Source organism: Pseudomonas sp. MAFF 730105, assembly GCF_055380705.1.
On the sequence record NZ_AP018438.1, the window covers coordinates 4,538,769 to 4,562,517 of the forward strand.

Genomic DNA, 23,749 nt, shown 5'->3' on the forward strand with positions numbered 1-23,749 from the left:
TGCTCGCGATAGCGGTATGTCAGTCACTTCAGCATCGACTGATTCACCGCTATCGCGAGCAGGCTCGCTCCCACAGGTTTGTTCTATCCGATCATTGAGCCGCCGGGAAATCCACCACCTGCGTCTCGATGTTGCGCTTCTTGGCCCGAACCAGGGCGGCAGTGACCTGCTCCTGCTTGGCCTCGGCCTCGGCCTTGGAGCTGAACGGTCCGACCAGGACCCGCTCCTTGCCATTTTCCCTGACCACGCTCGACATGAAGCTGTGCTCGATCAGCCATCCGGTCAGGTCGCTGATAGCCTGCGGCGTCTCGCCCCGAACCTCGACCCCCCATTGCGGCGCAGCAGCGACTGCCGGTGCGGAGGACGCGGATGGCTTCGGCTTCGGTGCTTCGACCTCACGCCCCTCACCGCATCCCGCCAGCATCAACACCGCGATAACCCAAGCCAATTTGCGCACAACGTTTCCTCTGGAAGACATGAGGGAAAGATTTTAGCACTCACATCCACCAAGAACCCCGCAAACAGTACGCAAAACACGAGAATCCTGCCCGGTCTCTCTGTATAGTCGCACCCTGGGAATTAATGCTGCATCTGCACGTCAGAAAGAGGCACCCACATTGTGCCACTTAGCACTAATCTATAAGCAGTACCGACATCTGCACTGTCTGAATCAGGTGCCCTAATAAAGTAATCAAGGAGAACACCATGCTGATACTCACCCGCAAAGTCGGTGAAAGCATAAACATTGGTGACGACATCACGATCACCATTCTGGGCGTTAGCGGCCAACAGGTCCGTATCGGCATCAATGCCCCGAAAAACGTCGCCGTGCATCGCGAAGAGATCTATCAGCGCATTCAGGCGGGCCTCACTGCCCCCGACAAGCCGCAAACTCCCTGAGCCTTGCAGCAGTCCGTAGCCAGCCCGTTTGCATCATCGCATTGGCTGGCTAAAGATTCGGGCCGTCCGTGCCTCCCTCCGCGTCACCCCGCCCCTGCTTCTGCGTCCACCCCGTGACACCGATATTAATGCCATGACTCGTAGCATGGCTGTCGGACGTTTCGTTTTAATGGTGATGAAGCGGGTGTTCGTGCCAGTCAGCTCATGCTCACGCCCCGGGCCATGCCAGTGGCGGCGACCACCATCAATACCATCAGCAAGGCTTCGATGTGACTGATCCGGGCCAACCGACCGGCTCTTGAAGCATCGACCGTCGCCCCTTTGCCCAGCGCCACCCGCCATTTGATCAAGGTGATCATCGGCACGAGTTCGAGCAGCAGGATCAACAGGAGCAAGGTCATCTTCAGGTGAAACAAGGGTTGATGCAGGTAATAGTCCGTGCCTTTCTCATAGCCGCCGAAAGCGCGCATCCCGCCGGTCACCAGCAGGACCAGGGCCGACAGGCCCCACACGGTATCCGCCATCAATACGTTTCGAACCGCATCCGCACCACCGGCCAAGCGTCGCAGCGCCGTACCGCGCGTGAGCACTGCCCACAAGCCGAGGGCGAACGCCAGGAGATGAATTGCCGCGAGAGACCAATGAGCCAACATGGAAGGTACCCGTCAGAGAGAACGTCGAATCGACCTGACAGTACTAGCTCATAAAAGAAAGATCGGTAGGTTGGACACAAAAAATTGTGGGAGCGAGCTTGCTCGAGATAGCGGTTCAGCACTCAACGAAGGTGTTGATTGATCTGACGCTATCGCGAGCAGGCTCGCTCCCACAGAGATCGGGGATGTACATGGGTGCCGGGTTCACCCGGAACAATGTGGGAGCGAGCCTGCTCGCTCCCACATGAAGGCCTTAGTCAGCCAAGCGCCAGGTTGTCCCGCCCTTCCCGTCTTCCAGCACTACGCCCATGGCGGTGAGCTGGTCGCGGATGCGGTCGGATTCGGCCCAGTCCTTGTTGGCCCGCGCGTTCAGGCGCGCCTGGATCAATGCCTCGACCTCGGCAGCGTCCACACGGCCTTCGGCACCGGCCTGGAGGAAGTCGTCTGCCTCGAGCTGCAACACACCCAGCACGCTGGCCAGTTCCTTCAAGCGTGCCGCCAGGCCCGCCGCTGCATTGAGATCGCTCTCACGCAAGCGGTTGATCTCGCGCACCATCTCGAACAGCACCGCGCACGCTTCCGGCGTACCGAAGTCGTCGTTCATCACCTCGGTAAACCGCGCCACGAATGCCTCGCCACCGGCGGCCGGCACGTTCGGCAGGCCTTTCAACGCATGGTAGAAACGCTCCAGGGCGCCCTTGGCGTCCTTGAGGTTGTCTTCCGAGTAGTTGATGGCGCTGCGGTAGTGACTCGACACCAGCAGGTAACGCACGACCTCGGGGTGGTACTTGTCGAGCACGTCGCGGATGGTGAAGAAGTTGTTCAAGGACTTGGACATCTTCTCGCCGTTGATCCGGATCATGCCGCAATGCATCCACGCGTTGGCGTAGGTCTTGCCGGTGGCTGCTTCGCTCTGGGCGATCTCGTTTTCGTGGTGCGGGAACTCCAGGTCGCTGCCGCCGCCATGAATATCGAAGGTCTCGCCCAGGCAGCAGGTGGACATCACCGAGCATTCGATGTGCCAGCCCGGACGGCCCTTGCCCCACGGCGAATCCCAGCTCGGCTCACCCGGCTTGGCAGCTTTCCACAGTACGAAATCCAGCGGGTCCTGTTTCGACTCGCCGACTTCGATCCGCGCGCCGATGCGCAGGTCTTCGATCTTCTTGCGCGACAGCTTGCCGTAGCCCATGAACTTGCCGACGCGGTAGTACACGTCGCCATTGCCCGGCGCGTAGGCATAACCCTTGTCGATCAGGGTCTGGATCATCGCATGCATGCCAGGGATATGATCGGTGGCCCGCGGCTCCATGTCCGGCTTGAGGATATTGAGGCGCGCCTCATCCTCGTGCATCGCCGCGATCATGCGCTCGGTCAACGCCTCGAACGACTCGCCGTTCTCGTTGGCACGGTTGATGATCTTGTCGTCGATGTCGGTGATGTTGCGTACATACGTCAGGTCATACCCACTGAAACGCAGCCAGCGGGTCACCAGGTCGAAGGCGACCATGCTGCGGCCGTGGCCCAGGTGGCAGAAGTCGTACACGGTCATGCCGCACACGTACATGCGCACCTTGTTGCCATCCAGCGGCTTGAAGACTTCTTTGCTCTTGGTGAGCGTGTTGTAGATCGTAAGCACAGGGTTTCCCTTAAGACTTGATCACTGACCCCAGGAATCGCGCAAGGTCACGGTACGGTTGAATACCGGGCTACCTGGTTTCGAGTCCTTGATATCCGCGCAGAAGTAGCCTTCGCGCTCGAACTGGAAACGGTCCTCCGGCAGTGCGTTGCCCAGCGAGGGTTCGGCACGACAACCAGTAAGCACTTGCAGGGAGTCAGGGTTGATGTTGTCCAGGAAGCTGGCGCTGTCTTCGGCCTTTTCCGGGTTCGGCGAGCGGAACAGGCGATCGTACAGGCGCACTTCGCACTCGACGCTGGCGGCGGCCGGCACCCAGTGGATCACGCCCTTGACCTTGCGACCCTCCGGGTTCTTGCCCAGGGTGTCGGGATCGTACGAGCAACGCAGCTCGACGATATTGCCGTCGGCGTCCTTGATGGCTTCGTCGGCACGGATCACGTAGCTGCCGCGCAAACGCACTTCACCGGCCGGCTCCAGGCGCTTGTAGCCTTTTGGCGGCTCTTCCATGAAGTCTTCACGGTCGATGTAGATTTCCCGGGCGAACGGCAGGACGCGCACGCCCATGTCTTCTTTCGGGTGGCGAGGCAGCTCGAGGTTCTCGACCTGGCCTTCCGGGTAATTGGTGATGACGACCTTCAGCGGACGCAGCACGCACATGGCACGCGGAGCGCTCTGGTCCAGGTCCTCGCGGATGCTGAATTCCAGCATGCCGAAGTCCACCACGCCGTCGGAACGGTTGGTGCCGACCATCTCGCAGAAGTTGCGGATCGATTTCGGCGTATAGCCACGACGACGGAAGCCCGACAGCGTCGACATGCGCGGGTCGTCCCAGCCGTTGACGTGCTTTTCATCCACCAGTTGCTTGAGCTTGCGCTTGCTGGTGATGGTGTAGTTCAGGTTCAGACGGCTGAATTCGTACTGGCGCGGGTTGGCCGGCACCGGCAGGTGCTCGAGGAACCACTCGTACAGCGGACGATGGCTTTCGAACTCCAGGGTGCAGATCGAGTGGGTGATGCCCTCGATGGCGTCCGACTGACCGTGGGTGAAGTCATAGTTCGGGTAGATGCACCACTTGTCACCGGTCTGGTGGTGATGGGCGTGACGGATGCGGTACATGATCGGGTCGCGCAGGTTCATGTTCGGCGAGGCCATGTCGATCTTGGCCCGCAGCACCCGCGCGCCGTCCGGGAACTCGCCGGCGCGCATGCGGGCGAACAGGTCCAGGTTCTCCTCCACGCTGCGATCACGGAACGGGCTGTTCCGGCCCGGCTCGGTCAGGCTGCCACGGTATTCCCTGGCCTGCTCCGGCGTCAGGTCGCAGACATAGGCCTTACCGGCCTTGATCAGCTCGACCGCCCAGTCGTGCAGCTGGTCGAAATACTGCGAGGCATAGCGCACTTCACCGGACCATTGGAAACCCAGCCACTTGACGTCGCTTTCGATCGCGTCGATGTATTCCTGGTCTTCCTTGGCCGGGTTGGTGTCGTCGAAACGCAGGTGCGTGACGCCACCGAACTCCTCGGCCAGGCCGAAGTTCACGCAGATCGACTTGGCGTGGCCGATGTGCAGGTAGCCGTTGGGCTCCGGCGGGAAACGGGTGACGATCTGTGTGTGCTTACCCGAATCCAGGTCCGCCTGGATGATCGGGCGCAGGAAATTGACCGGTACGGCCGGGCCGGTCTTCGAATTCGAGGTAGGGTCGACAGTGGGCTTGCTCATAGGATCCTTGAACTTACAAGTGCGCGGCCGGGTGCGGCCTGATAAATCAAAGCCCGTATCATAGCCGATGCTGTCAAGCCGCTGACAGGCCAGGCCGGCAAACGATTGAATTTAATCGGCCGCCGGGTGAAAAACCGCCTCGAATTTCGTGCCTGGCACGCTAAACTGCCCAACCTGGCCGATTGCAGCCAGACCGGTTGCGGGCTTCCGGGCCCCGAAACCCACGAATTCCTAGAAAGAGTAGTCATCATGAGCAAAGTCAAACTGACCACCAACCACGGCGACATCGTCCTGGAACTGAACGCCGAGAAGGCGCCAAAGACCGTTGCCAACTTCATTGAATACGTCAAGAAGGGTCACTACGAGAACGTCGTGTTCCACCGCGTGATCAAGGGTTTCATGATCCAGGGCGGTGGTTTCGAGCCTGGCATGCAGGAAAAGAAGGACAAGAGCCCGAGCATCCAGAACGAAGCCGACAACGGCCTGCCGAACAAGAAATACTCCATCGCCATGGCGCGCACCATGGATCCGCATTCGGCATCGGCCCAGTTCTTCATCAATGCCAGCGACAACAGCTTCCTCAACCACACTGCCAAGACCGCTCAGGGCTGGGGCTATGCGGTATTCGGTGAAGTGATCGAAGGCCAGGACGTGGTCGACAGGATCGAAGGCGTTGCCACCACCTCCAAGGCCGGCCACCAGGACGTTCCAAAGGATGACGTGATCATCGAGAAAGCCGAGATCATTGAGTGATCCTACTGATTTCAGATTTGCATCTGGAAGAGGAGCGCCCGGATATCACCCGGGCGTTTCTGGATTTACTCGCCACCCGCGCCCGCTCGGCGCAGGCGTTGTACATTCTCGGCGACTTCTTCGAAGCGTGGATCGGTGACGATGCCATGACGCCGTTCCAGCGTTCCATCTGCCAGGCCCTGCGCGAACTCAGCGACAGCGGCACGGCCATTTTCCTGATGCATGGCAATCGCGACTTCATGCTGGGGCAAGCCTTCTGCAAGGCGGCTGGCTGCACCCTGATCAAGGACCCGAGCGTTGTGCAATTCAATGGCGAACCGGTGCTGCTGATGCATGGCGACAGCCTCTGCACCCGCGACGAAGGCTACATGAAGCTGCGGCGCTGGCTGCGCAACCCGGTCACGCTGTTCATCCTGCGCCACCTGCCACTGGGCAGTCGCCAGAAGCTGGCGCGCAAGCTGCGCAGCGAAAGCACGACCCAGGTGCGGATGAAAGCCAACGACATCGTCGACGTCACCCCCGAGGAAATTCCGCGGATCATGCAGCACTATGGCGTGAAGACCCTGATCCACGGCCACACCCACCGCCCCGCTATCCATAAGTTGCAACTCGGCGAACACGCCGCCCGGCGCATCGTGTTGGGGGATTGGGACAAGCAGGGTTGGGCGTTACAGGTGGATGAACAGGGGTTTGCGCTGGCACCGTTTGGGTTTGCCCCACCACCATTGCTGGCAGCCCCCACCGACTGACAGACACAGCCCCCTTGTGGGAGCGACCTGTGGGAGCAAAGCTTGCTCGCGATGACTATCGCCGCCAGCATGGATGTTGACTGACACACCGCTGTCGCGAGCAAGCTTTGCTCCCACAGCGGATTGTGTTTCAGGTCCCGGTCAGTGCCCGCTGGCCGCCGGCCCCGCCTTCGCCGCAAATGGCGGCTTCGCCAGCCACACCAGCACGATCAAGCCCATGAACGCCCAGCCCAGCAGCGTGAAGTAATCCACGGTGGAGAGCATGTACGCCTGGCTGGTCAGAATGTGATCGAGCTGCGCATAGGCCGGCGGGCTCGCGCCGCCGAGCTGGTTGAGCGCCTCGCGGGTGGCCGGGTCGAAGGTGCTGATGCTCTCGCTCAGGTACGCATGGTGCTGGTCCGCCCGGCGGATCCAGATCCAGGTGGTCAGGGACGCGGCAAAGCTGCCCCCCAGGGTCCGCAGGAACGTGGCCAACCCCGCGCCGTCGGCAATCTGGTGCGGCGGCAGGTCGGACATCAGGATGCTCAAGGTCGGCATGAAGAACAGTGCCACCCCGATCCCCATGAACAGCTGCACCAGGGCGATGTGCTGGAAGTCCACTTCGTTGGTAAACCCGGCGCGCATGAAACAGCTCAGGCCGATGGCCAGGAATGCCAAGCCGGCCAGCAGGCGCAGGTCGAATTTATGGGCGTACTTGCCGACGAAGGGTGACATCAACACCGGCAGGATGCCGATGGGCGCCACGGCCAGCCCGGCCCAGGTGGCGGTATAGCCCATCTGCGTCTGTAACCATTGTGGCAGGATCAGGTTGATGCCGAAGAACCCGGCATAGCCGCCCACCAGCACGATGGTGCCGATGCGAAAATTGCGATAGGCAAACAAGCGGAGATTGACCACCGGGTGACGGTCAGTCATTTCCCAGATCACGAACACCGCCAGGGCAACCAGCGAAATCAACGCCCCAATAATGATGAAGTTCGACTCGAACCAATCCAGGTCGTTGCCCTTGTCGAGAATCACCTGGAGCGCGCCGACGCCGATGATCAGTGTGATCAGCCCGACGTAATCCATCGGCTGATAACTGGTCACCACCGGCCGCGCCTTGAGCTGCTGGCGCACCACCATCACCGCGAATACCCCGATGGGCACGTTGATAAAGAAGATCCACGGCCAGCTATAACTGTCGGTAATCCAGCCGCCCAGGATCGGCCCGGCAATCGGCGCCACCACCGTGACCATCGCCAGCAACGCCAGGGCCATCCCCCGCCTGGCGGGCGGATACACCGCAATCAGCAAGGTCTGGGTCATCGGGTACAGCGGCCCGGCCACCAGGCCCTGGAGCACGCGGAAGCCGATCAACTCCGGCATCGACGTGGAAATGCCGCACAGGAACGACGCAAGCACGAACAGCATCGTTGCCCATAAAAACAGCTTCACCTCGCCAAACCGACGGCTCAACCAGCCGGTCAGCGGAAGCGCGATGGCGTTGCTCACCGCGAACGAAGTGATCACCCAGGTACCCTGCTCCGAGCTGACACCCAGGTTGCCGGAAATGGTCGGCAAGGCGACGTTGGCAATGGTGGTGTCGAGCACTTGCATGAACGTCGCCAGCGACAGCCCGATGGTGCTGAGCAACAGGCTGGGCGGCGAGAAAGACGCGTTATTGCTCATTGCGAAATCCTATGAAGCGAAGATGGCAAAGCAGAGGCAAGCCAGGTAAGACCAGCCCCCTGTGGCGAGGGGATTTATCCCCGCTGGGCTGCGCAGCAGCCCCTGGATTGAATGCGTTACCCCTGACACACCGAGTCGCAGGGCTTTGGGGCTGCTGCGCAACCCAGCGGGGATAAATCCCCTCGCCACAAGGTTCTGCTGCAACACTGCCTTAGCGCTGCGCAGTCTTGCTCGCGGCAGCGCTGTTTTCGTGGATCAGGCGCGTGATCATCGCGTCGGCATCGGCCAGTTGGCGGTCATAGACCTGGGTGCTGAACGAGGCTTTCTGCGGAGGTTGCTGGGCCAGGACCGGACCGCTCTGATCCCGCAGGTTGACGCTGACCACGGTGGACAGCCCGACCCGCAACGGATGCTTGGCCAATTCCTGGGCGTTGACATGAATGCGCACCGGCACCCGCTGGACGATCTTGATCCAGTTACCGGTGGCGTTCTGCGCCGGCAGCAAGGCAAACGCGCTGCCCGTTCCCGCGCCGAGGCTGTCGACGGTGCCGCTGTACTTCACATCACTGCCGTAGAGGTCGGTTTCGATCTCTACCGGCTGGCCGATGCGCATCTCACGCAGCTGGGTTTCCTTGAAGTTGGCGTCGATCCACAGCTGATCCAGTGGAATCACGGCCATCAGCGCCGTGCCCGGCTGCACCCGTTGCCCCAGTTGTACGGTGCGCTTGGCGACATAACCGGTGACCGGCGCAATCAACGTGCTGCGGGCGTCGGCCAGGTAGGCCTGGCGCAACTGTGCGGCGGCGGCCTGCACGTCGGGATGGGACGACACCACGGTGTCATCCACCAACGCGCTGGTGGTCTTGAGTTGCTGGCGGGCATTGGCGAGGGCGTTCTGCGCCGAGGTCAGGTCATCCCGGGCGTGGGACAGTTCTTCCTGGGAAATCGCCCCGCCGGCCGCCAGGTTACGGCGTCGGTTGTAGTTCTCCTGGGCCTTCTGCACTTCGGCCTCCTGCGCATTGACCTGCGCACGCATGCCGTCGACATTGCTGTACAACCCACGCACCTGGCGGACCGTACGGGCCAGGTTGGCCTGGGCGCTTTGCAGGCCGACTTCGGCGTCGTTCGGGTCGAACTGCACCAGCACCTGGCCTTCGCGCACCAGGTCGCCATCGTCGGCACCGATGCTCACCACCGTGCCGTTGACCTGTGGCGTGATTTCCACCACGTTGCCGTTCACATAGGCATCGTCAGTGCTTTCGCTCCAGCGGCCGTACAGTTCATGCCAGGCCCAGACACCCAGGCCGGCGAGAATGACGATCACTGCCAGCGCCAGCAGCATCACCTTGCGCTTGCGTGGGTTGTTGTCCTGTTGGTTTTCGGATGCTTGAGTATTTTCTGCGGTGGCCATGACAAATACCTCGAATCAGTTATGCGGCGTGGCGGAAACCGCCGTGGCCGAAGCCAGGGTGTCGGTCTCGAAACCGCCACCGAGGGCTTGCATCAATTGGATCGACAAATCGATCTGCTCGGCGTTCAGGGTCGCCAGTTGGCGCTGGGCCTGGAGCAGTTGCTGCTCGATGCTCAGCACGTCCAGATAATTGCCGATGCCCGAGCCGTAGCGCTGGACCACGGTGTCGTAGGAACTCTGGGCAATATCGGTGGCGTGTTGCTGGGCACCGATCTGCCGGGCGATGTCGCGCACCTGGTTGATGGTGTCGCTGACATCCCCAAGGGCCGTGACCAGGCTCTTGTTGTATTGCGCCACCGCCAGGTCATAGTCGGCATCCCGGGCATCCAGGTCCGCCCGCAGGCGACCGCCGTCGAAAATCGGCAGCGACACCGTCGGCGCCACGTTGAAGAAGCGGCTGGCCGAACCGAACATCGCGTCACCCAACAAGGACTGCACCCCCGCCGCCGCGCTCAGGTTGAGGTTGGGGTAGAAATTGGTCTTGCCGGCTTCGATGCTCTTGCTCGCCGCCTCGACCCGCCAGCGTGCCGCCACCAGGTCCGGGCGACGCCCCAGCAACTCGGCCGGCAGGTTCGACGGCAACGCGACGGCACTGGCTTGCAATACATTGGGCCGAGCGATTTCGTTGCCACGGTCCGGGCCCTTGCCCAGCAGCACTGCCAAGGCGATCTTGGCGCTTTGCAGGCGTTTCTCCGTGTCGATCAGCGTCGCACTCGCGCTGGCTTCCAGGCTCTCGGTCTGTTGGAACTGGTATTCGCTGTCGATCCCGGCAGTGAGACGACGCTTGCTCAGATCAAGCATTTGCCGGGTGCGCTTGAGGTCTTCAGCGGCCAGGTCATGAATGATGTGGGCTTGCCCCAGGTCGCTGTAGGCCCGGGCCACGTCGGCGGCCAGGGTCAACTGCGCGGCCTGGCGGTCAATTTCCGCCGCGCGAGCCTGGCCCAATGCAGCCTCCCAGGCCGCCCGCTGGCCGCCCCAGAGGTCGAAGTTGTAATTGAAATCCACGCTCAGAGAACGCAGGGTGCTGTACGCACCGCCCTGCCCCGCCGGGTCCTGGTCACGGGCCAGCCGCGAACGGCTGACACTGCCGCTGGCATCCAGGGTCGGCAAGCGCGCCGCGTTGGCGGCGTAGGCAGCGGCACTGGCCTGATGCACCCGAGCGCCGGCGATCTGCATGTCCGGGCTGTCGCGCAGGGCTTCACGGATCAGACCGTCGAGTTGCGGGTCGCCCAGGCTGGACCACCAGTCGCTTTTCGGCCATGAAGCCGGCGACAGCTTGACGCCATTGAGGGATTGCCCGGCCTTGAGGTTCTGGGCCTCGAGGCTGACGCCTTCAGTCTTCAGGCCACTGTAGCTGGCACAGCCCGCGAGGCTCATGGCCAGCAGCACCAGGCTCAACCGGGTACGCAAGGTTTTACGCTTCATTTGTCCCCCAGTCGCAACACAGTGATGGGATCACCGGCAGCGAGCAGTATTTTCTTGAGGATCTGTTCGAGGGTCTGCAACTCCTCGCGGCTGATGGCGCCAGCGAGTTGATTCATGGCATCGGCACCGATGTAGGGCAGGCGATCGGCGAGCCCCTGGCCGGCTTCGGTCAGCACCAATCGCACCTGCCTGCGGTCCTCGGCCGAACGCTGGCGAACCAGGAAACCCTTCTGCTCCAGGCGATCGAGCATGCGCGTCATCGAGCCGCTGTCCAGGGACAGGTAACGGCACAGTTCGGCCGGCGTATCGATGCCGTGCTGGGCCATGATGATCAGCACCTTGAACTGCGCAGCCGTAATGCCGACCGGCTCCATGTGCGTGTCGATGATCCGGTCTTTGAGCAGCGCGGCCCGTCCGAGCAGCATGCCGAGGTGACAGTTGTGGAATTCGTCTGGAGTGAAATGCTTCATCAGGACACCGTTTGCTGCCTAGGCAGTGAATGTATGTCGAGATATTACTGCTTAGGCAGCAAATGTCAAACAAATCGTTAGCAGGCTACATAAAAGTCCGACGAACGCAGAAAAACCTGTGTGAGCGAGCCTGCTCGCGATGGCGGTGTGCCAGTCAGTGATGAGTTGACTGATAGACCGCTATCGCGAGCAGGCTCGCTCCCACAGGGGATATGGGGGGGTTAGAAATCGCGCTTGTAGAAGATGTCCAGCGAGCTGGCGACGCCGCTGGCGGCTTCGAGGTAGACCTTTTTGCTGAGCTTGTAGCGCAGGGCGATGGTGTTGGCCGGTTCGAACACCCCTACGCCATAGCGCAGGCTGAGTTTTTCCGACAGGTTGCCGCTGGCGACCACACTGGTGGCGTCGCCACTGCCCTGGGTGTCGAGCTGGAAATCCTTGATGCCCAGATCACTGGCCAGGCTGGTGGTCACCCCCGAACTGCCCATCAAACCCAAGCCCAGTGCCGCCTGGGCGAGCATGTTGTTGTCCTCGCCGGTGGTGCTGAGCGGTCGCCCCAGCACCAGATAGGACAGCGCCTGCTCCTGGCTCATGGCCGGTTCCGAGAAAATTTGCGTGACCGGCTGCTCGGCGCTCCCGCTCAAGCGGATGCCGGCGATCACATCATCGGTCTGGCGAATCGCCTCGATGTCCAGGTAGGGCTGGTCGATGGGTCCGGCGAACAGCAGCCGCGCCCGCCGTACCGTCAGCCGTTGCCCGTAGGCCCGGTAACGACCGTCGTTGAGCCAGAGTTCGCCGCGGGTGTCCATATTGTCACCGATGTGTACCTGGCCCTGGACGTTGGCCGTCAGGCCGAAGCCGGAAAACGCGAGTTTCTCCTGGCCCACGATCACATCGATGTCCATCGCCACGGCCATCGGTGCTTTGCCCTGTTCGGTCTGGTGGCCGACGATCACCGTGTCGTCCGAGACCTTGACGGTGGAGGGCGGCAATTCGCGGACGGTGATCTCGCCCTTGGGCACCAGCACCTTGCCGGCAATCGACAACCGCTCGCCGTGCAGCGTGATGTTGAGATCCGGCGCCATCTCCAGCACCGCATAGGGTTCCACGGTGACCGGCAGTTGCGACCCCTTGAGCGCCAGGTTCATGCTCAAGGCCTCGCCCCAGCCCAAGTTGCCGCTCAGGCTGCCCTGCCCGCTCTTGCCACTTTTCCAACTGCCGTCGAGGCGTACCGTTTCACCGGCGATCATCGCCCGCATCTGCAAGGCTTCGAGGCTGACCGGCAGTTCCGGCCCGGACACCTCGCCATCGCTGAGCACGAGATTGCCGTTGACCTGGGGCGCCAGCAAACCGCCGGACAATGTGCCGCTGCCGTTGAGGTGACCGGTGAGGGTTTCCACCATCGGCACGAACGGCCGGACCACGGACAGGTCCACGCCGGTCAGGCGGAACGAGCCGTTGAGGGGTTTGCTGGCGGGCAGTGGGTTGATCTGTGCCTGCACCATCAGTTCGCCAAGCCGGGCGCCGACAAAATTCAGCTCAGTGTCGATGCGCTTGGGGGTCAGGCGGCTGTCCAGCTTCAGGGTCTGGTAGGGAAAATCCAGCCACTGTTCCTTGTCTCGAATCCGCAGCGTGCCGCCGCTGGCGTCCACCAGAACCCGCCCGTTCGGACCGCTGGCCGGCAGGTCCAACTGCAGATCGGCGTTGAGCCGGCCCTGCCAGGCAAAGTCCTTGGGCATCCACTGGGCGAGGCTTTCAATGGGGAACTGCTGGAGGTGATAGCGCAGCTTCGGTTCCGGCATCAGGCGCTGGTCTTCGCCGCACAGGCTGGCCTGGCCGGAACGCCAACAGTGGGCGCCGAAATTGAGCGTGCCGTTGGCCAGGCGCTCCAGCTTCGCCGGGGCTTGCAGCCGCCAGTCCTGACCGCCGACCTGTAGATCGCCACTGTTCAGGCGCCCGCGCCAGTTGCCTTGATCCAGTGTGCCGTCGAACCCCAAGGCGGTGTTCAGTTGTGGTCCTTGCAGATTCAGGCTGAGTTTCTGCTGCTTGATATCCCCTGACCGCTGACCGTCAGCACGCCCAATGCAGTGTCGCCGGCGCGGATGTCGCTGGCCTTGAGATCGACCTTGCCCCGCTGCGCGCTGTCGAGGGTGGCGTCCAGGTTCAGGCTCTGCAGGCGATTGTTCTGGAAGGCAAGCTGAGTGCCTTGCAGACCGAGCTTGCCTTGGGGAGCCTTGAGGGTCCCGGCCACATCGATACGGCCGTTGAGCTGACCGCGCAGTTGCGGCCAGAGCTGGGCCAGTCGCGCGAGCTTGATGTCGATCTGGCCGGTGAGTTTCTGTTGCAGGCTGGCGCTGCCGTTGATGCGGTTATCCCCCAGGCGGATGTCCAGCGCGCCGAGGTTCCATTGCTCACCGCTGCCGCTGGCCTTGGCCTGGAACAGCGCCGGCTGCCCGCGCAGCTTGCCCTTGAGGTCCAGGTCCGCGTCGAGGTTAAGGGTGTCGTTTTTCAACGACCCTTTGCTGCGCAGTGGTCCGGCCAGGGTGCCGGGCAGTTCGCCGAGCCAGTAGGCCGGGTTGATGGCCGACAGGTCCAGCGCCGTATCCCAGGCAATGCCCTCGGCAAATTGCAGGTCCAGGTGCCCTTCGGCCTTGCCTTGCCCCGCCGCGAGCTGGAGCTGCGGCAAATGGATCTGCGTCAGGTCGCCACTGAACGGGCTGCCCAGGCTGAAGGCCCCCGCGGGGCCGTCCAGCGCGGCCTGGAAATTCCCCAGGTACTGACCGTCGGTGTAAGAGACTTCACCGTTGAAGTTGCGCAATGTCACCTGCGGCTCGTCGATCAGCGGATAGAGGCGATGCCAGGGGAAATCCAGCCAGGCGATTTTCGCGTCGGCACTCAGACCTTCGCGCCAGTCCACCTGCCCGGTCACGTTCAAACTCTGCCGGTCACCGGCGTTCAGGTCCACGCCAGCGATCTGTGCACCACCGGCGTCCACCTTGCCTTGCAGCGACAGCGCCACCGGTCCCTGCTCGGCGGGCAGCGTGGCCTTGCCAAGCAGTTGATAGCCGTTTTTCAGGTCACCTTCACCGGTCAGTTCCAGTTGATTGAGCAGCAGCGTGTCCGGTAGATCGGCGCTGGCCTTGAAGCCGTCGGCGGTGATGCGCACCTTGGCGGGCAGGTTGTCCGCCAACGGTTGCAGCTCGCCGGCCAGCCGACCTTGCAGGTAGCCGCTGCTGTCGGCGTTGACGTTGAGGGTCTTGAGCAGGTCGCCGTCGACGGTCAGGTCCAGCGCCCACGGCGTATCGCCCGGCGCCGGCAAGGTCAACCTCCCCTGGGCTTTCAGCGGCCAGTTGCCTGCGGGTTTCAACAGCCCGGAAAGCTTCAGGCTCAGCTCATCACGCTGCAATTGCACCGAATCGATCTGCAAGCCCGACGCGGTCCAATGGGCAACCAGTTGCAAGCCCTTGAGCTGTTCGCTGCCGTTGAACGTCAGACTGCCGACCTGTACCTCTCCCAACTCGATGGCGACCGGCAAGTCCAGGTCCGGCAAGCTCAGCGGACCACTGCTCGGCGCGTCGACCGAGGGTGGCAGTTGCAGGCTGGCTTTATCTACCTTGAGCTGTTCGATGCACAAGGTCATGCGCGCCAGGCACAGCGGCGACCACGCGAATATCACTCCATCGAGTTCCACGCGGCGGCTGTCCTGCTGCCACAAGAGGTGGTCGGCGCTCCACTGTCCGCCCAACCGCCCCTGGAAGTTTTCCACGCTCAGCCCCGGCACCAGACCCAGCATCCAACGGCTACCCGGCTGCGTGCCCAGCAGGGTGCCCAGTGTCAGCACGACCAATGCCAGCAACGCAGCAAGCACAAGCAGTGTTCTCTTCAAACCACGACTCACAACTCAGGCCCCATGGAAAAGTGCAATCGGATACCGCCCTCGTCGTCCAGTGCATGGGCCAGGTCGAGGCGGATCGGACCGACCGGCGACACCCAGCGCACGCCAACACCCACGCCGGTCTTGAGACTTGGCAGTTCAAGGCTGTTGAAGGCGTTCCCCTGATCGATGAAGGTCGCGACCCGCCATTTTTCCGCAATCGAGTACTGGTATTCGAGGCTGCCGGCGACCATGTAGCGACCGCCGATGCGATCGCCTTCGTTGTTTTCCGGCGACAGGCTCTGATAATCGTAGCCGCGCACGCTCTGGTCGCCGCCGGCGAAAAAACGCAGGGATGGTGGGATGGATTTGTAGCCATTGGTGGCGCTGCCGCCCACCTGGGCCCGAGCCAGCAGACGATGCTTGTCGAACACCGTGGTCAGGCCCTTGACCATGGCCGTGCCGTAGACCACGTTGTTGTCCGACCCCAGCCCCTCCTTGGCAACCTTGGTGTCGAACTGCAAGCGATAACCGTTATGCGGATCGATACGGTTGTCGCTGCGCAGGTACGAATAGCTGACGCCCGGCATCAGCAGCGTGCTCAGGCCCGAATCATCCCCCAGGCGATACTCCTCGCGCTGCCACTTGAGCGATATCACCCGCTGCCAGCCACTGGGCAACTTGCTGTGCCACTCGGGCCCCACGGTCAGCAATTTGCTGAGGCTGTCGGTATCGGCCAGCTCTTCATACTGATAACCACCGGCGTAGCGCAGCTTGTCGGTCAGTGGCGGGTCCAGCGGCACGTCGTACCACAGGCCGACGTTCTGCCGGGGTGCCGACACTTCCGTCTCCCAGCCGTAGCTGTGGCCCTGGGGATTGACCCAGTGACGCGTCCAGTTGGCCTTGGCCCGCGGGCCGACGTCGGTGGAGAACCCCAGGCCCAGGCCCATGGTGCGCGGCTTGCGGGTGTCGAGCTTGACGGCGACCGGGATCACGTTGTCCGTCGCGGCGGTGGGCGCCGCATCCACGCGCACCCCTTCGAAGTACCCGCTCGATTGCAGGGCCTGGTTCAGTTCGGCGATCAACTCGGAGTCGTAGGCCGTACCGGCCTTGAAGGGCACCATACGTCGCAGCAGGTCTTCGTCGAAGGGTGTATCACCCTCGAAACTCACCGCCCCCAGGGTGTAGCGTGGTCCACTGTTGTAGATCAGCTCGATATCGGCGACGCCGGCTTGGGGGTCCACCTGCAGTTTCTGGCTGACGAATCGCCCGCTGAAGAAGCCATAGCGCGAAGCCTGGTTCTGGATCGTCCGCTTGGCGTCTTCGTAGCGGCCATGATTGAGCACCGCGCCCGGCTTGAGGGCGGCGTTGTCGGGTACGCGAAAGGCCTTGAGTGAGGCCGCCGGGCCGTCGATGCGCACGGTGACGTTGCGCAAATGCACCGGCTCGCCGGGGTCGATGCTCAGGATCAGGCGAGGCTGCTTGCCGCCCTTGACCTCGCTGTCGATCCGCGGCTGATAGTAGCCCAGTGCCTGGGCGGCTTTGCGCGCCTGCTCCTCGGCGCCACGACTGAAGCGCAGCAAGGCCTCCTCGTCACGATCACCCAGGCCACCGATGTAACCTTCGACGTTGGCCTTGAGCGCATCATTGGACGGTTTGACCCGTACATCCAATTCACTTTGTGCCAGCACCGCGCAGCTGAGAGACAGCAGGAGCGCGCCACTGGTTATTCGTCCTGGGAATTTCATGGCGCGGATGCTAACACGGGCTTGGAAGCCTGATAGAACCGGACATGTCTCAAAAGTTCGCAGACGGGAGCAGGTTCAGGCCGTTGCGCTTTGCAAAACCTGGGGATTGGGGTGAAAAAACACGTGCTCGCGGATCGGTCCTACCGCAATCTCGCCGATTTCCTCATACCCCTGGCGCTTATAGAACTCCAGGTATCGCGGGTTACCGGTGTCCAGGACCACGCCCTGGGAGTGCTCGTCCACCGCGCACCAGTTGTGCACCGCCTCGAGCAACTGCTCGCCGAAGTGCTTGCCTTGAAACTGTGGATGCACCCCCAGCAGCGGTAGCACATGGACCGCATCCGACGGCAGGCAACCCGTCACAGCCGCGTGGTATTCCAGGTAGCGCCGGGTGCAGCGAAAACCGGTACTCAACACCATGCGCAGGCGCCAGGCCCAGCTTTCGGTGATGCCCAGGCGGCGTTGGGGGGGAGCGATCAGGGCGATACCGATCAGCCGGTCATTGACCAACAAGCCAATGGCGGGCAACTCCTGGAGAAAATGCTGCTTGACCAACTCCCGTACCGTCGCCCTCACCCTCTGCTCGTAACCCGGGCGCTCGGACTCGAACAGGTAGCTGAACGTCGGCTCATGGCGATAGGCCTGGTACAGCAACGAACGGGCTTCGCGGGAATAGCCGCTGTCGAGCATGTGGATATCGGCGATGGCGGTTTCAGGCATGGTGGGGAATCTCCTGGGCGGGCTTGGTGAGGCCTGGGCGGGGGCTTTGTGGGAGCAAGGCTTGCTCCCACAGTTTGCTCCCACAGAGCCCTCGCTACAGGACATTAGCAGTGCATTTGTCCTACTGCCACGCTGGCTCCTCTCCGACATGTCAGCTAGCATCGCAGTTTTGCCAGGACAGCCGACCATGAAGATCGTCTCCTTCAACATCAACGGGCTGCGCGCCCGCCCCCATCAGCTGGCGGCACTGATCGAGAAGCATCAGCCGGACGTGATCGGCCTGCAGGAAACCAAAGTCCACGACGAACAGTTTCCCCTGGCCGAAGTGCAAGCCCTGGGTTACCACGTGCATTACCACGGGCAAAAAGGCCATTACGGCGTCGCCCTGCTCTCCCGCCAGGCGCCGCTGAGTTTGTACAAAGGTTTCGAGGGCGACGATGAAGACGCCCAGCGGCGCTTTATCTGGGGCACGTTCGCCGATGCCAATGGCGTGCCGGTGACCATCATGAACGGCTATTTCCCACAAGGTGAAAGCCGCGATCATCCGACCAAGTTCCCGGCCAAGGAACGTTTCTACAGCGATTTGCAGCACCTGCTGGAAAGCCGCTTCAGCAACGACCAGCCTGTGGTGGTGATGGGCGATGTGAATATCTCCCCGGAAGACTGCGACATCGGCATCGGCCCGGACAACATGAAGCGCTGGCTGAAAACCGGAAAATGCAGCTTCCTGCCGGAAGAGCGCGAGTGGATGGCCCGCCTGAAGAACTGGGGCTTGGTGGACAGCTTCCGTCACCTGAACCCGGACGTCACCGACCGCTTCAGCTGGTTCGACTACCGCAGCCGCGGCTTCGAGGACGAACCCAAGCGCGGCCTGCGCATCGACCTGATCCTGACCTCCCACGGCCTGCTGCCACGGGTCAAGGATGCCGGTGTGGACTATGAACTGCGGGGCATGGAGAAACCTTCGGACCATGCGCCGATCTGGCTGCAATTGAGCTGATCGGCCAAGCAGAAAGGCTCGCCGTTGCGGCGAGCCTTTGGGTCAGAGGGCACCCAGTTGCTTGAACAGGGTCAGGTTGTCCTCGATGTGCCAGTTGGCGACGATTTTGCCTTGCTCCACCTGGTAGATGTCCGTGGCAATGAATTCGACCGCTTGGCCCTGCCCCTTGAGCTGGTCGAAGGTGCCGCTGAAATGGCCACGAAACCGCAGGTGCACCACCACCCTATCCCCCACCACCAGCATTTGCTCCACCGTGCACGTGAGGTCCGGCACCGCCTGGCGGAAGGCACGGGAGGCCAGCAACGGGCCCTCCGGCCCCTGTTTGCGCCCGGCAGGCGGGGTCTTGTCGATGAAGGTCGGCGCCAGCGCTTCCCGGGCAAACGTTTCGTTCCCGGTGTGCCAGAAGGTGTCATATCGCCGGGCCGCCAGGATCGAGGCCGATGCCTGTTCCGCAGACAGGCTCCGGTCGACAATCAGGTTCTGGGGCTCGACCAGCGCATCAGTGGCGGCCGAAGCGCCCAGTGACAGGCCCATGGACAGGAGAAAACCAGCCAGGCGTGGACCGCCGGGTATGGCAAGGGACGAGAAGAGCATGATGGGTTCCTTTCGATAGAAGGACCGGGCGATGAGCCACAGTCAGGGTCAAGACATCAGAGGGTTTCGGCTTCACGGACCGTCAGGGGGCTGGCCAGGGCGTAGCGGGCAATGTCGTCCTTGCGCATGAACGCCACGCCCGGGTGACGCTTGGCGTAACGCAGGAATTCGTCCCAGACCCTGACCATCTGCGGCGTGCCACTGATGCGGTCATGGGCACTGATGGACATCATTCGCCGCCGGGTGCCGGCTTCTTCATAAAGCTGATCGAAATCGAGCTTCACCTGCTCCAGAAACGCCTGGGGGGAGTAATGACGACCTTCGATCAGCACAATGTCGTTATTGCGCAAGGTATAGGGCACCACCACGAAATCCTTGCCATTGACCGACTCGATGAAAGGCTCGTCGCGGCTGACATCGTCGATGTGATAGAGGTAACCCAACTCCTGCAACAACCCCAGGGTATTGGGCCCACGGCGCAACCAATTGCAGTTGTAGCCGGTGACCGGTTGCCCGGTGGCCTCTTGCACCATACGCGCGGCCTCGCGCAAGAAGGTGCGCTCCTCATCGCGACTCATCGCAAACTGCGAACTCCAGCGTGGCCCATGCCCGGCGGCTTCGTGACCGCGGGCCACGATGTCCCGGGCCAGGGACGGATGGCGGCGCGCGGCCTCGCCGATCATGTGAGACGTGACCTTGACGCCATGACGATCCCACAGATCCAACAGCCGTGGGATCCCTTCCCTGTACCCGTAGGCAAACCAGGTATTGGTGGCCGGATCGCTAGGAACGCTGTCCGGAAAATCGACCGGAGGAAACGGACTGTCGGTGCCTTTCGGGGGTTGCCCGCCGGCCTCGAACTGCATGGAAATCGAAATGACCAACCGGGTACTGCCCGGCCAGAAAGCGCCCTTCGCGGCGCCGGAAGTTGCGGCGGGGACACCAGCGTATGCCGGCCCTGGTGCCAGCAAGTCACCGGCGGCCAGCAGCGCGGCCCCGACTCCCGCCTGGGCCAGAAAGGTCCTGCGCTCGGGGTTGTGGATATCAGTGGGTGCCTCGGGAACGGCCATGGCGGACTCCTGGGAAAACGCTGCGGTGTGATCAAGTGGGTGCTAAGGTAGGCCTTGCGGGTTTTCCTGATAATTGAGCCGCTTACGAAAATACATTTCGGAAACTCCGAACAATGTTTCTCAAGAACCTCGAACTGTTTCTACTCATCGTTGAAAAAGGCGGGCTGTCTGCCGCGGGCCGGGAAATGGGGCTGTCCCCGGCTTCGGTCTCGGAACGACTGGCCACGCTGGAAAGCTACTACGGTGCCAGCCTGCTCAATCGCACCACGCGGGCAATCAGCCTGACCGACGAAGGCAGGCTGCTGGTGGAAGGCGCGCGCCGATTGCTGAACGAAGCCGGCGAGCTGCACGCCAATATCCGCAGCGGCACCCAGCACCTCAGCGGGCCGATTCGCTTGAGTGCCCCACAGGATCTGGGACGCCAATACATCGAACCGATCCTGTCGCGCTTTCTCGACGAGCACCCCAACGTCAGCCTCGATTTGAACCTGGGGGACGGCTACGTGGACCTGGTCAGCCAGGGGCTCGATTTCGCCATCCGCTACGGCGCCCTGGCCGACAGTTCGCTACGAGCCAGGCCGCTGGGGGAAAACCGTCGGGTGGTCTGTGCCGCGCCCCGCTACCTGGAACGTCACGGCACGCCCACCCATCCCTCGGAACTGGCCGGGCACGAATGCCTGGTGATGCGCCTGGGCATCAACACCGCGCGGGAATGGACGTTCAGCCGGCACGGCGAGGTTCACCGGGTGATGGTCCAGGGTCGGCGGATCGCCAATGACGGCGGCCTGGTGCGCCAATGGTGCCTGGAGGGGCACGGCATCAGCCTCAAATCGATCTGGGATGTGCGCGACGATCTCAAGAGCGGACGGTTGGTCGAGTTACTGCCGGATTTCACCGCCGGCAGCACCCTGCTGCAGATTGTCTACCCGACAGCCCGCGTCCAGCCCAGCCGCGTGCGCGCGCTGATCGAGCGCCTGGTCAGCGAGCTGGCGGCCACCGAGACGGCCGTTTAAGACGCAATCGCCCTGTCATCTTTCAGACATCTGCCTGACTTATTCTCCCCCGCATCGTCTTGGGTTCTTAGGGTGTCGACATGCGGCAGTGCGTTGCCTGGCTATTGGCGTTATGGCTGCCATTGACGATGGCAACCGAACGCTTGCCCGTTCCGGAAGCCGGCCCGGCCCTGCGCATCCAAGGGTCCAATACCATTGGCGCGATGCTGGGGCCAGCCCTGGCCAGAGGGTTGATGGAGGATCAGGGGCTGCTCAAGGTCAGCAGCGAAATTACCGGCCATGACAACGAGCAGCGTATCGTCGGCCAGACCGCCGATGGCCGGCGGGTGGAGATCGACATCGCCGCCCATGGCTCCAGCACCGGATTCGCCGCCCTCAAGCAGGGCAGCGCCGATCTCGCCGCCGCTTCCCGGCCGATCAAGGACAACGAGCTGAAGGAGCTGCTGCCCCTGGGGGATCTGAAAACTCCTACGGCCGAGCAGGTCATCGCCATTGATGGCCTGGCGATTATCCTTCACCCACGCAACCCGCTGCGTCAGCTGAACACGGTGCAACTGGCAAAGATCTTCAGCGGCGACGCGAAGACCTGGGAGTCGGTGGGCAGCGTCGGCGGACCGATACGGCTTTACGCCCGGGACGACCAGTCCGGCACTTACGACACCTTCAAGGAACTGGTGCTCAACCGCCAGGGCAAACGACTGGACCCCGCCGCCCTGCGCTTCGAATCCAGCGAACAGTTGTCCGATGCCGTCAGCCAGGATCCCCAAGGCATCGGTTTCATCGGTTTGCCCTACGTGCGCCAGGCCAAGGCGCTGGCGATAGCCGACGGCGATTCCCAACCCATGTTGCCGTTGAACAACCTGATTGCCACGGAAGACTACCCGTTGTCCCGGCGCTTGTTCTTCTACCTGCCGCCCCAGGCGAGCACCCCATGGGCCGAGGCGCTGGTGGCGTTCACCCAAAGTGACAAGGGCCAGGCCATCGTCGCGGCGAACGGGTTCATCGCCCAGACCGTGCGGGCCATGGCCGTCACGCCCAATGCGTTGATGCCTGAGGGCTACCAGTCCTTGAGCCGCCACGCCCAACGCCTGACCGTCAACTTCCGCTTCGCCGAAGGCAGCGCCAGCCTCGACAACAAGGCCCGCCAGGACCTGAGCCGCGTGCTCGACTACCTCCGGCAACACGGCAAAACCGAACGGCACGTCACGCTGGTGGGTTTCGGCGACGCCAAGGATGATCCGGCGCGAGCGGACCTGCTGTCCAAGTTGCGGGCCATGGCGGTGCGACGTGAGCTGGTCAGGAACGGCGTGACCCTGCGGGAAGTGCGTGGGTTCGGCGCACTGATGCCGGTGGCGGCCAATAGCGAGGATGAGGGCCGGATCAGGAATCGGCGGGTGGAGGTTTGGGTGTACTGAAATGTTCCAACCGCCCCCTGTGGCGAGGGGATTTATCCCCGCTGGGCTGCGAAGCGGCCCCAAAACCAGCCACCGCGATGCAACAGGATGAACCGTGTCAGCCGATTGGCGACTGCTACGCAGCCGAGCGGGGATAAATCCCCTCGCCACAATAGCCTTGTGTTTACTGGATTCGTTCCGGCGTAGGCCATAACCACATCGCCTTGCGCCATTGCCTACAACTACGCCAGAATCCGCCGGCTTGTGCGCCTTGGGGGCCCGGCTTTATCGTTTTCCGGTCGCTGACGAATCAGCGATCGGGTTTGGTAGCCCAGGTAAACTAAGGCGCACAGCTTCGGCAAATGTCCGTTGACGATTTTCGTCGGCAGATTGTTATGGCGGCTGTGCGCAGGGCACCCTTGTGGTGCGCTGGGTTGCCTTGGTACCCGGTCTACCAACCTGCGTATAGCCGCCACCTAATGTTTGGTAGCAATAGGTTGCGGCTCCATTTACCAAGGAGTTTCAACCATGTTCAAAGTAACCCCCAACCCACCGAACACCGATCCCAACGCATCGGAACTCGACAAAGCCGCCAAGCGCGCCCTCGACTTCTACCTCAAGCCCCACCCGACCGAAACGAAGACCGATCCAGGCCAACTCTTCACCGTGGTCAACGGCGTCGACACCGAGTGCCTGCTCGCCAACCTCAGCGAAACCCTGTCCTCGGCCAACGCCATGGTCAGCGACCTGGCGTTCGAGCTGGATGGCTCGCGGCGGCATGTGGCCCTGGGCATCCAGCAATTGATCGAACTGAGTGGATTGCTGGCGAACCGGGCGCTGGATAACGTCGACCCGCGCTAGCTAATTCCACACACCCCTTTGTGGCGAGGGG

General features: G+C 62.4%; 19 protein-coding genes and 1 pseudogene. 7 read left to right on the plus strand and 13 right to left on the minus strand.

Features of this window, described 5'->3' with window-relative positions; translation table 11 throughout:
* Nucleotides 1-91: 91 nt before the first annotated feature.
* Complete coding sequence (locus PCOSP_RS19460; protein ID WP_464709339.1) at nucleotides 92-457, minus strand: SPOR domain-containing protein; 366 nt, start codon at nucleotides 455-457, stop codon at nucleotides 92-94.
* A 248-nt stretch (nucleotides 458-705) separates the two neighbouring features.
* Between PCOSP_RS19460 and csrA the strand changes: the two genes are divergently transcribed.
* The gene (gene csrA / locus PCOSP_RS19465) at nucleotides 706-900 is read left to right on the plus strand and encodes a carbon storage regulator CsrA (RefSeq protein WP_003179932.1); all 195 of its coding nucleotides are present in this window, start codon (nucleotides 706-708) and stop codon (nucleotides 898-900) included.
* A 197-nt stretch (nucleotides 901-1,097) separates the two neighbouring features.
* Here csrA and PCOSP_RS19470 read toward each other — a convergent pair whose 3' ends face one another.
* The 3 genes from PCOSP_RS19470 to PCOSP_RS19480 all read right to left on the minus strand — a co-directional run bounded on the left by PCOSP_RS19470 (nucleotide 1,098) and on the right by PCOSP_RS19480 (nucleotide 4,908).
* Nucleotides 1,098-1,553, minus strand: coding sequence for a DUF2214 family protein (locus PCOSP_RS19470; protein ID WP_175362041.1), 456 nt, complete (start codon nucleotides 1,551-1,553; stop codon nucleotides 1,098-1,100).
* Between the two features lie 253 nt (nucleotides 1,554-1,806).
* Nucleotides 1,807-3,189 carry a cysteine--tRNA ligase gene (gene cysS, locus PCOSP_RS19475; protein WP_175362040.1) on the minus strand — a complete coding sequence of 461 codons (1,383 nt, stop codon included), beginning with the start codon at nucleotides 3,187-3,189 and terminating at the stop codon, nucleotides 1,807-1,809.
* A gap of 21 nt (nucleotides 3,190-3,210) precedes the next feature.
* Complete coding sequence (locus PCOSP_RS19480; RefSeq protein WP_139644424.1) at nucleotides 3,211-4,908, minus strand: glutamine--tRNA ligase/YqeY domain fusion protein; 1,698 nt, start codon at nucleotides 4,906-4,908, stop codon at nucleotides 3,211-3,213.
* A gap of 249 nt (nucleotides 4,909-5,157) precedes the next feature.
* Here PCOSP_RS19480 and PCOSP_RS19485 point away from each other — a divergent pair, with 249 nt between their 5' ends.
* On the plus strand, nucleotides 5,158-5,661 hold the full coding sequence (locus tag PCOSP_RS19485) for a peptidylprolyl isomerase (RefSeq protein WP_464709341.1): 504 nt from the start codon (nucleotides 5,158-5,160) through the stop codon (nucleotides 5,659-5,661).
* Nucleotides 5,658-6,410, plus strand: coding sequence for a UDP-2,3-diacylglucosamine diphosphatase (locus PCOSP_RS19490; RefSeq protein ID WP_175362038.1), 753 nt, complete (start codon nucleotides 5,658-5,660; stop codon nucleotides 6,408-6,410). The genes PCOSP_RS19485 and PCOSP_RS19490 overlap by 4 nt, the downstream gene beginning before the upstream one ends.
* Before the next feature lie 141 nt (nucleotides 6,411-6,551).
* Here PCOSP_RS19490 and PCOSP_RS19495 read toward each other — a convergent pair whose 3' ends face one another.
* The 7 genes and pseudogenes from PCOSP_RS19495 to PCOSP_RS19525 all read right to left on the minus strand — a co-directional run bounded on the left by PCOSP_RS19495 (nucleotide 6,552) and on the right by PCOSP_RS19525 (nucleotide 17,786).
* Nucleotides 6,552-8,081 (minus strand): DHA2 family efflux MFS transporter permease subunit, encoded by a 1,530-nt coding sequence (locus PCOSP_RS19495; protein ID WP_139644426.1) that lies wholly within the window; start codon nucleotides 8,079-8,081, stop codon nucleotides 6,552-6,554.
* Nucleotides 8,082-8,292: 211 nt separating this feature from the next.
* Complete coding sequence (locus PCOSP_RS19500; protein ID WP_139644428.1) at nucleotides 8,293-9,492, minus strand: HlyD/EmrA/EmrK family protein; 1,200 nt, start codon at nucleotides 9,490-9,492, stop codon at nucleotides 8,293-8,295.
* Between the two features lie 15 nt (nucleotides 9,493-9,507).
* Nucleotides 9,508-10,977: an efflux transporter outer membrane subunit gene (locus PCOSP_RS19505; RefSeq protein WP_464709343.1), complete on the minus strand. Its 1,470-nt coding sequence runs from the start codon at nucleotides 10,975-10,977 to the stop codon at nucleotides 9,508-9,510.
* A complete protein-coding gene (locus tag PCOSP_RS19510; protein ID WP_041022605.1) occupies nucleotides 10,974-11,447 on the minus strand; it encodes a MarR family winged helix-turn-helix transcriptional regulator in 474 nt (157 codons plus the stop codon). Before PCOSP_RS19510 ends, PCOSP_RS19505 begins: the two co-directional genes overlap by 4 nt.
* Nucleotides 11,448-11,668: 221 nt before the next feature.
* Nucleotides 11,669-15,342: pseudogene (locus tag PCOSP_RS19515) on the minus strand (translocation/assembly module TamB domain-containing protein).
* A complete protein-coding gene (locus PCOSP_RS19520; RefSeq protein WP_464709344.1) occupies nucleotides 15,339-17,066 on the minus strand; it encodes an autotransporter assembly complex protein TamA in 1,728 nt (575 codons plus the stop codon). The pseudogene PCOSP_RS19515 and the gene PCOSP_RS19520 overlap by 4 nt, the downstream one beginning before the upstream one ends.
* 75 nt (nucleotides 17,067-17,141) lie before the next feature.
* Nucleotides 17,142-17,786, minus strand: coding sequence for a GNAT family N-acetyltransferase (locus PCOSP_RS19525; protein WP_139644436.1), 645 nt, complete (start codon nucleotides 17,784-17,786; stop codon nucleotides 17,142-17,144).
* A gap of 187 nt (nucleotides 17,787-17,973) precedes the next feature.
* On the opposite strand from PCOSP_RS19525, the gene xthA reads away from it, so the two are divergent.
* The gene (xthA, locus tag PCOSP_RS19530; protein WP_464709345.1) at nucleotides 17,974-18,786 is read left to right on the plus strand and encodes an exodeoxyribonuclease III; all 813 of its coding nucleotides are present in this window, start codon (nucleotides 17,974-17,976) and stop codon (nucleotides 18,784-18,786) included.
* Between the two features lie 42 nt (nucleotides 18,787-18,828).
* Here xthA and PCOSP_RS19535 read toward each other — a convergent pair whose 3' ends face one another.
* Together PCOSP_RS19535 and PCOSP_RS19540 are read right to left on the minus strand one after the other, a co-directional pair.
* Nucleotides 18,829-19,380 (minus strand): ester cyclase, encoded by a 552-nt coding sequence (locus PCOSP_RS19535; protein ID WP_175362033.1) that lies wholly within the window; start codon nucleotides 19,378-19,380, stop codon nucleotides 18,829-18,831.
* A gap of 56 nt (nucleotides 19,381-19,436) precedes the next feature.
* The gene (locus PCOSP_RS19540; RefSeq protein WP_464709346.1) at nucleotides 19,437-20,450 is read right to left on the minus strand and encodes a polysaccharide deacetylase family protein; all 1,014 of its coding nucleotides are present in this window, start codon (nucleotides 20,448-20,450) and stop codon (nucleotides 19,437-19,439) included.
* Between the two features lie 113 nt (nucleotides 20,451-20,563).
* Here PCOSP_RS19540 and PCOSP_RS19545 point away from each other — a divergent pair, with 113 nt between their 5' ends.
* From PCOSP_RS19545 to PCOSP_RS19555, 3 genes are all read left to right on the plus strand, one after another.
* A complete protein-coding gene (locus tag PCOSP_RS19545) occupies nucleotides 20,564-21,463 on the plus strand; it encodes a LysR family transcriptional regulator (RefSeq protein WP_464709347.1) in 900 nt (299 codons plus the stop codon).
* Between the two features lie 80 nt (nucleotides 21,464-21,543).
* Nucleotides 21,544-22,878, plus strand: coding sequence for a substrate-binding domain-containing protein (locus PCOSP_RS19550; RefSeq protein WP_464709348.1), 1,335 nt, complete (start codon nucleotides 21,544-21,546; stop codon nucleotides 22,876-22,878).
* A gap of 507 nt (nucleotides 22,879-23,385) precedes the next feature.
* Nucleotides 23,386-23,718, plus strand: coding sequence for a DUF6124 family protein (locus PCOSP_RS19555; RefSeq protein ID WP_464709349.1), 333 nt, complete (start codon nucleotides 23,386-23,388; stop codon nucleotides 23,716-23,718).
* Nucleotides 23,719-23,749: the final 31 nt, after the last annotated feature.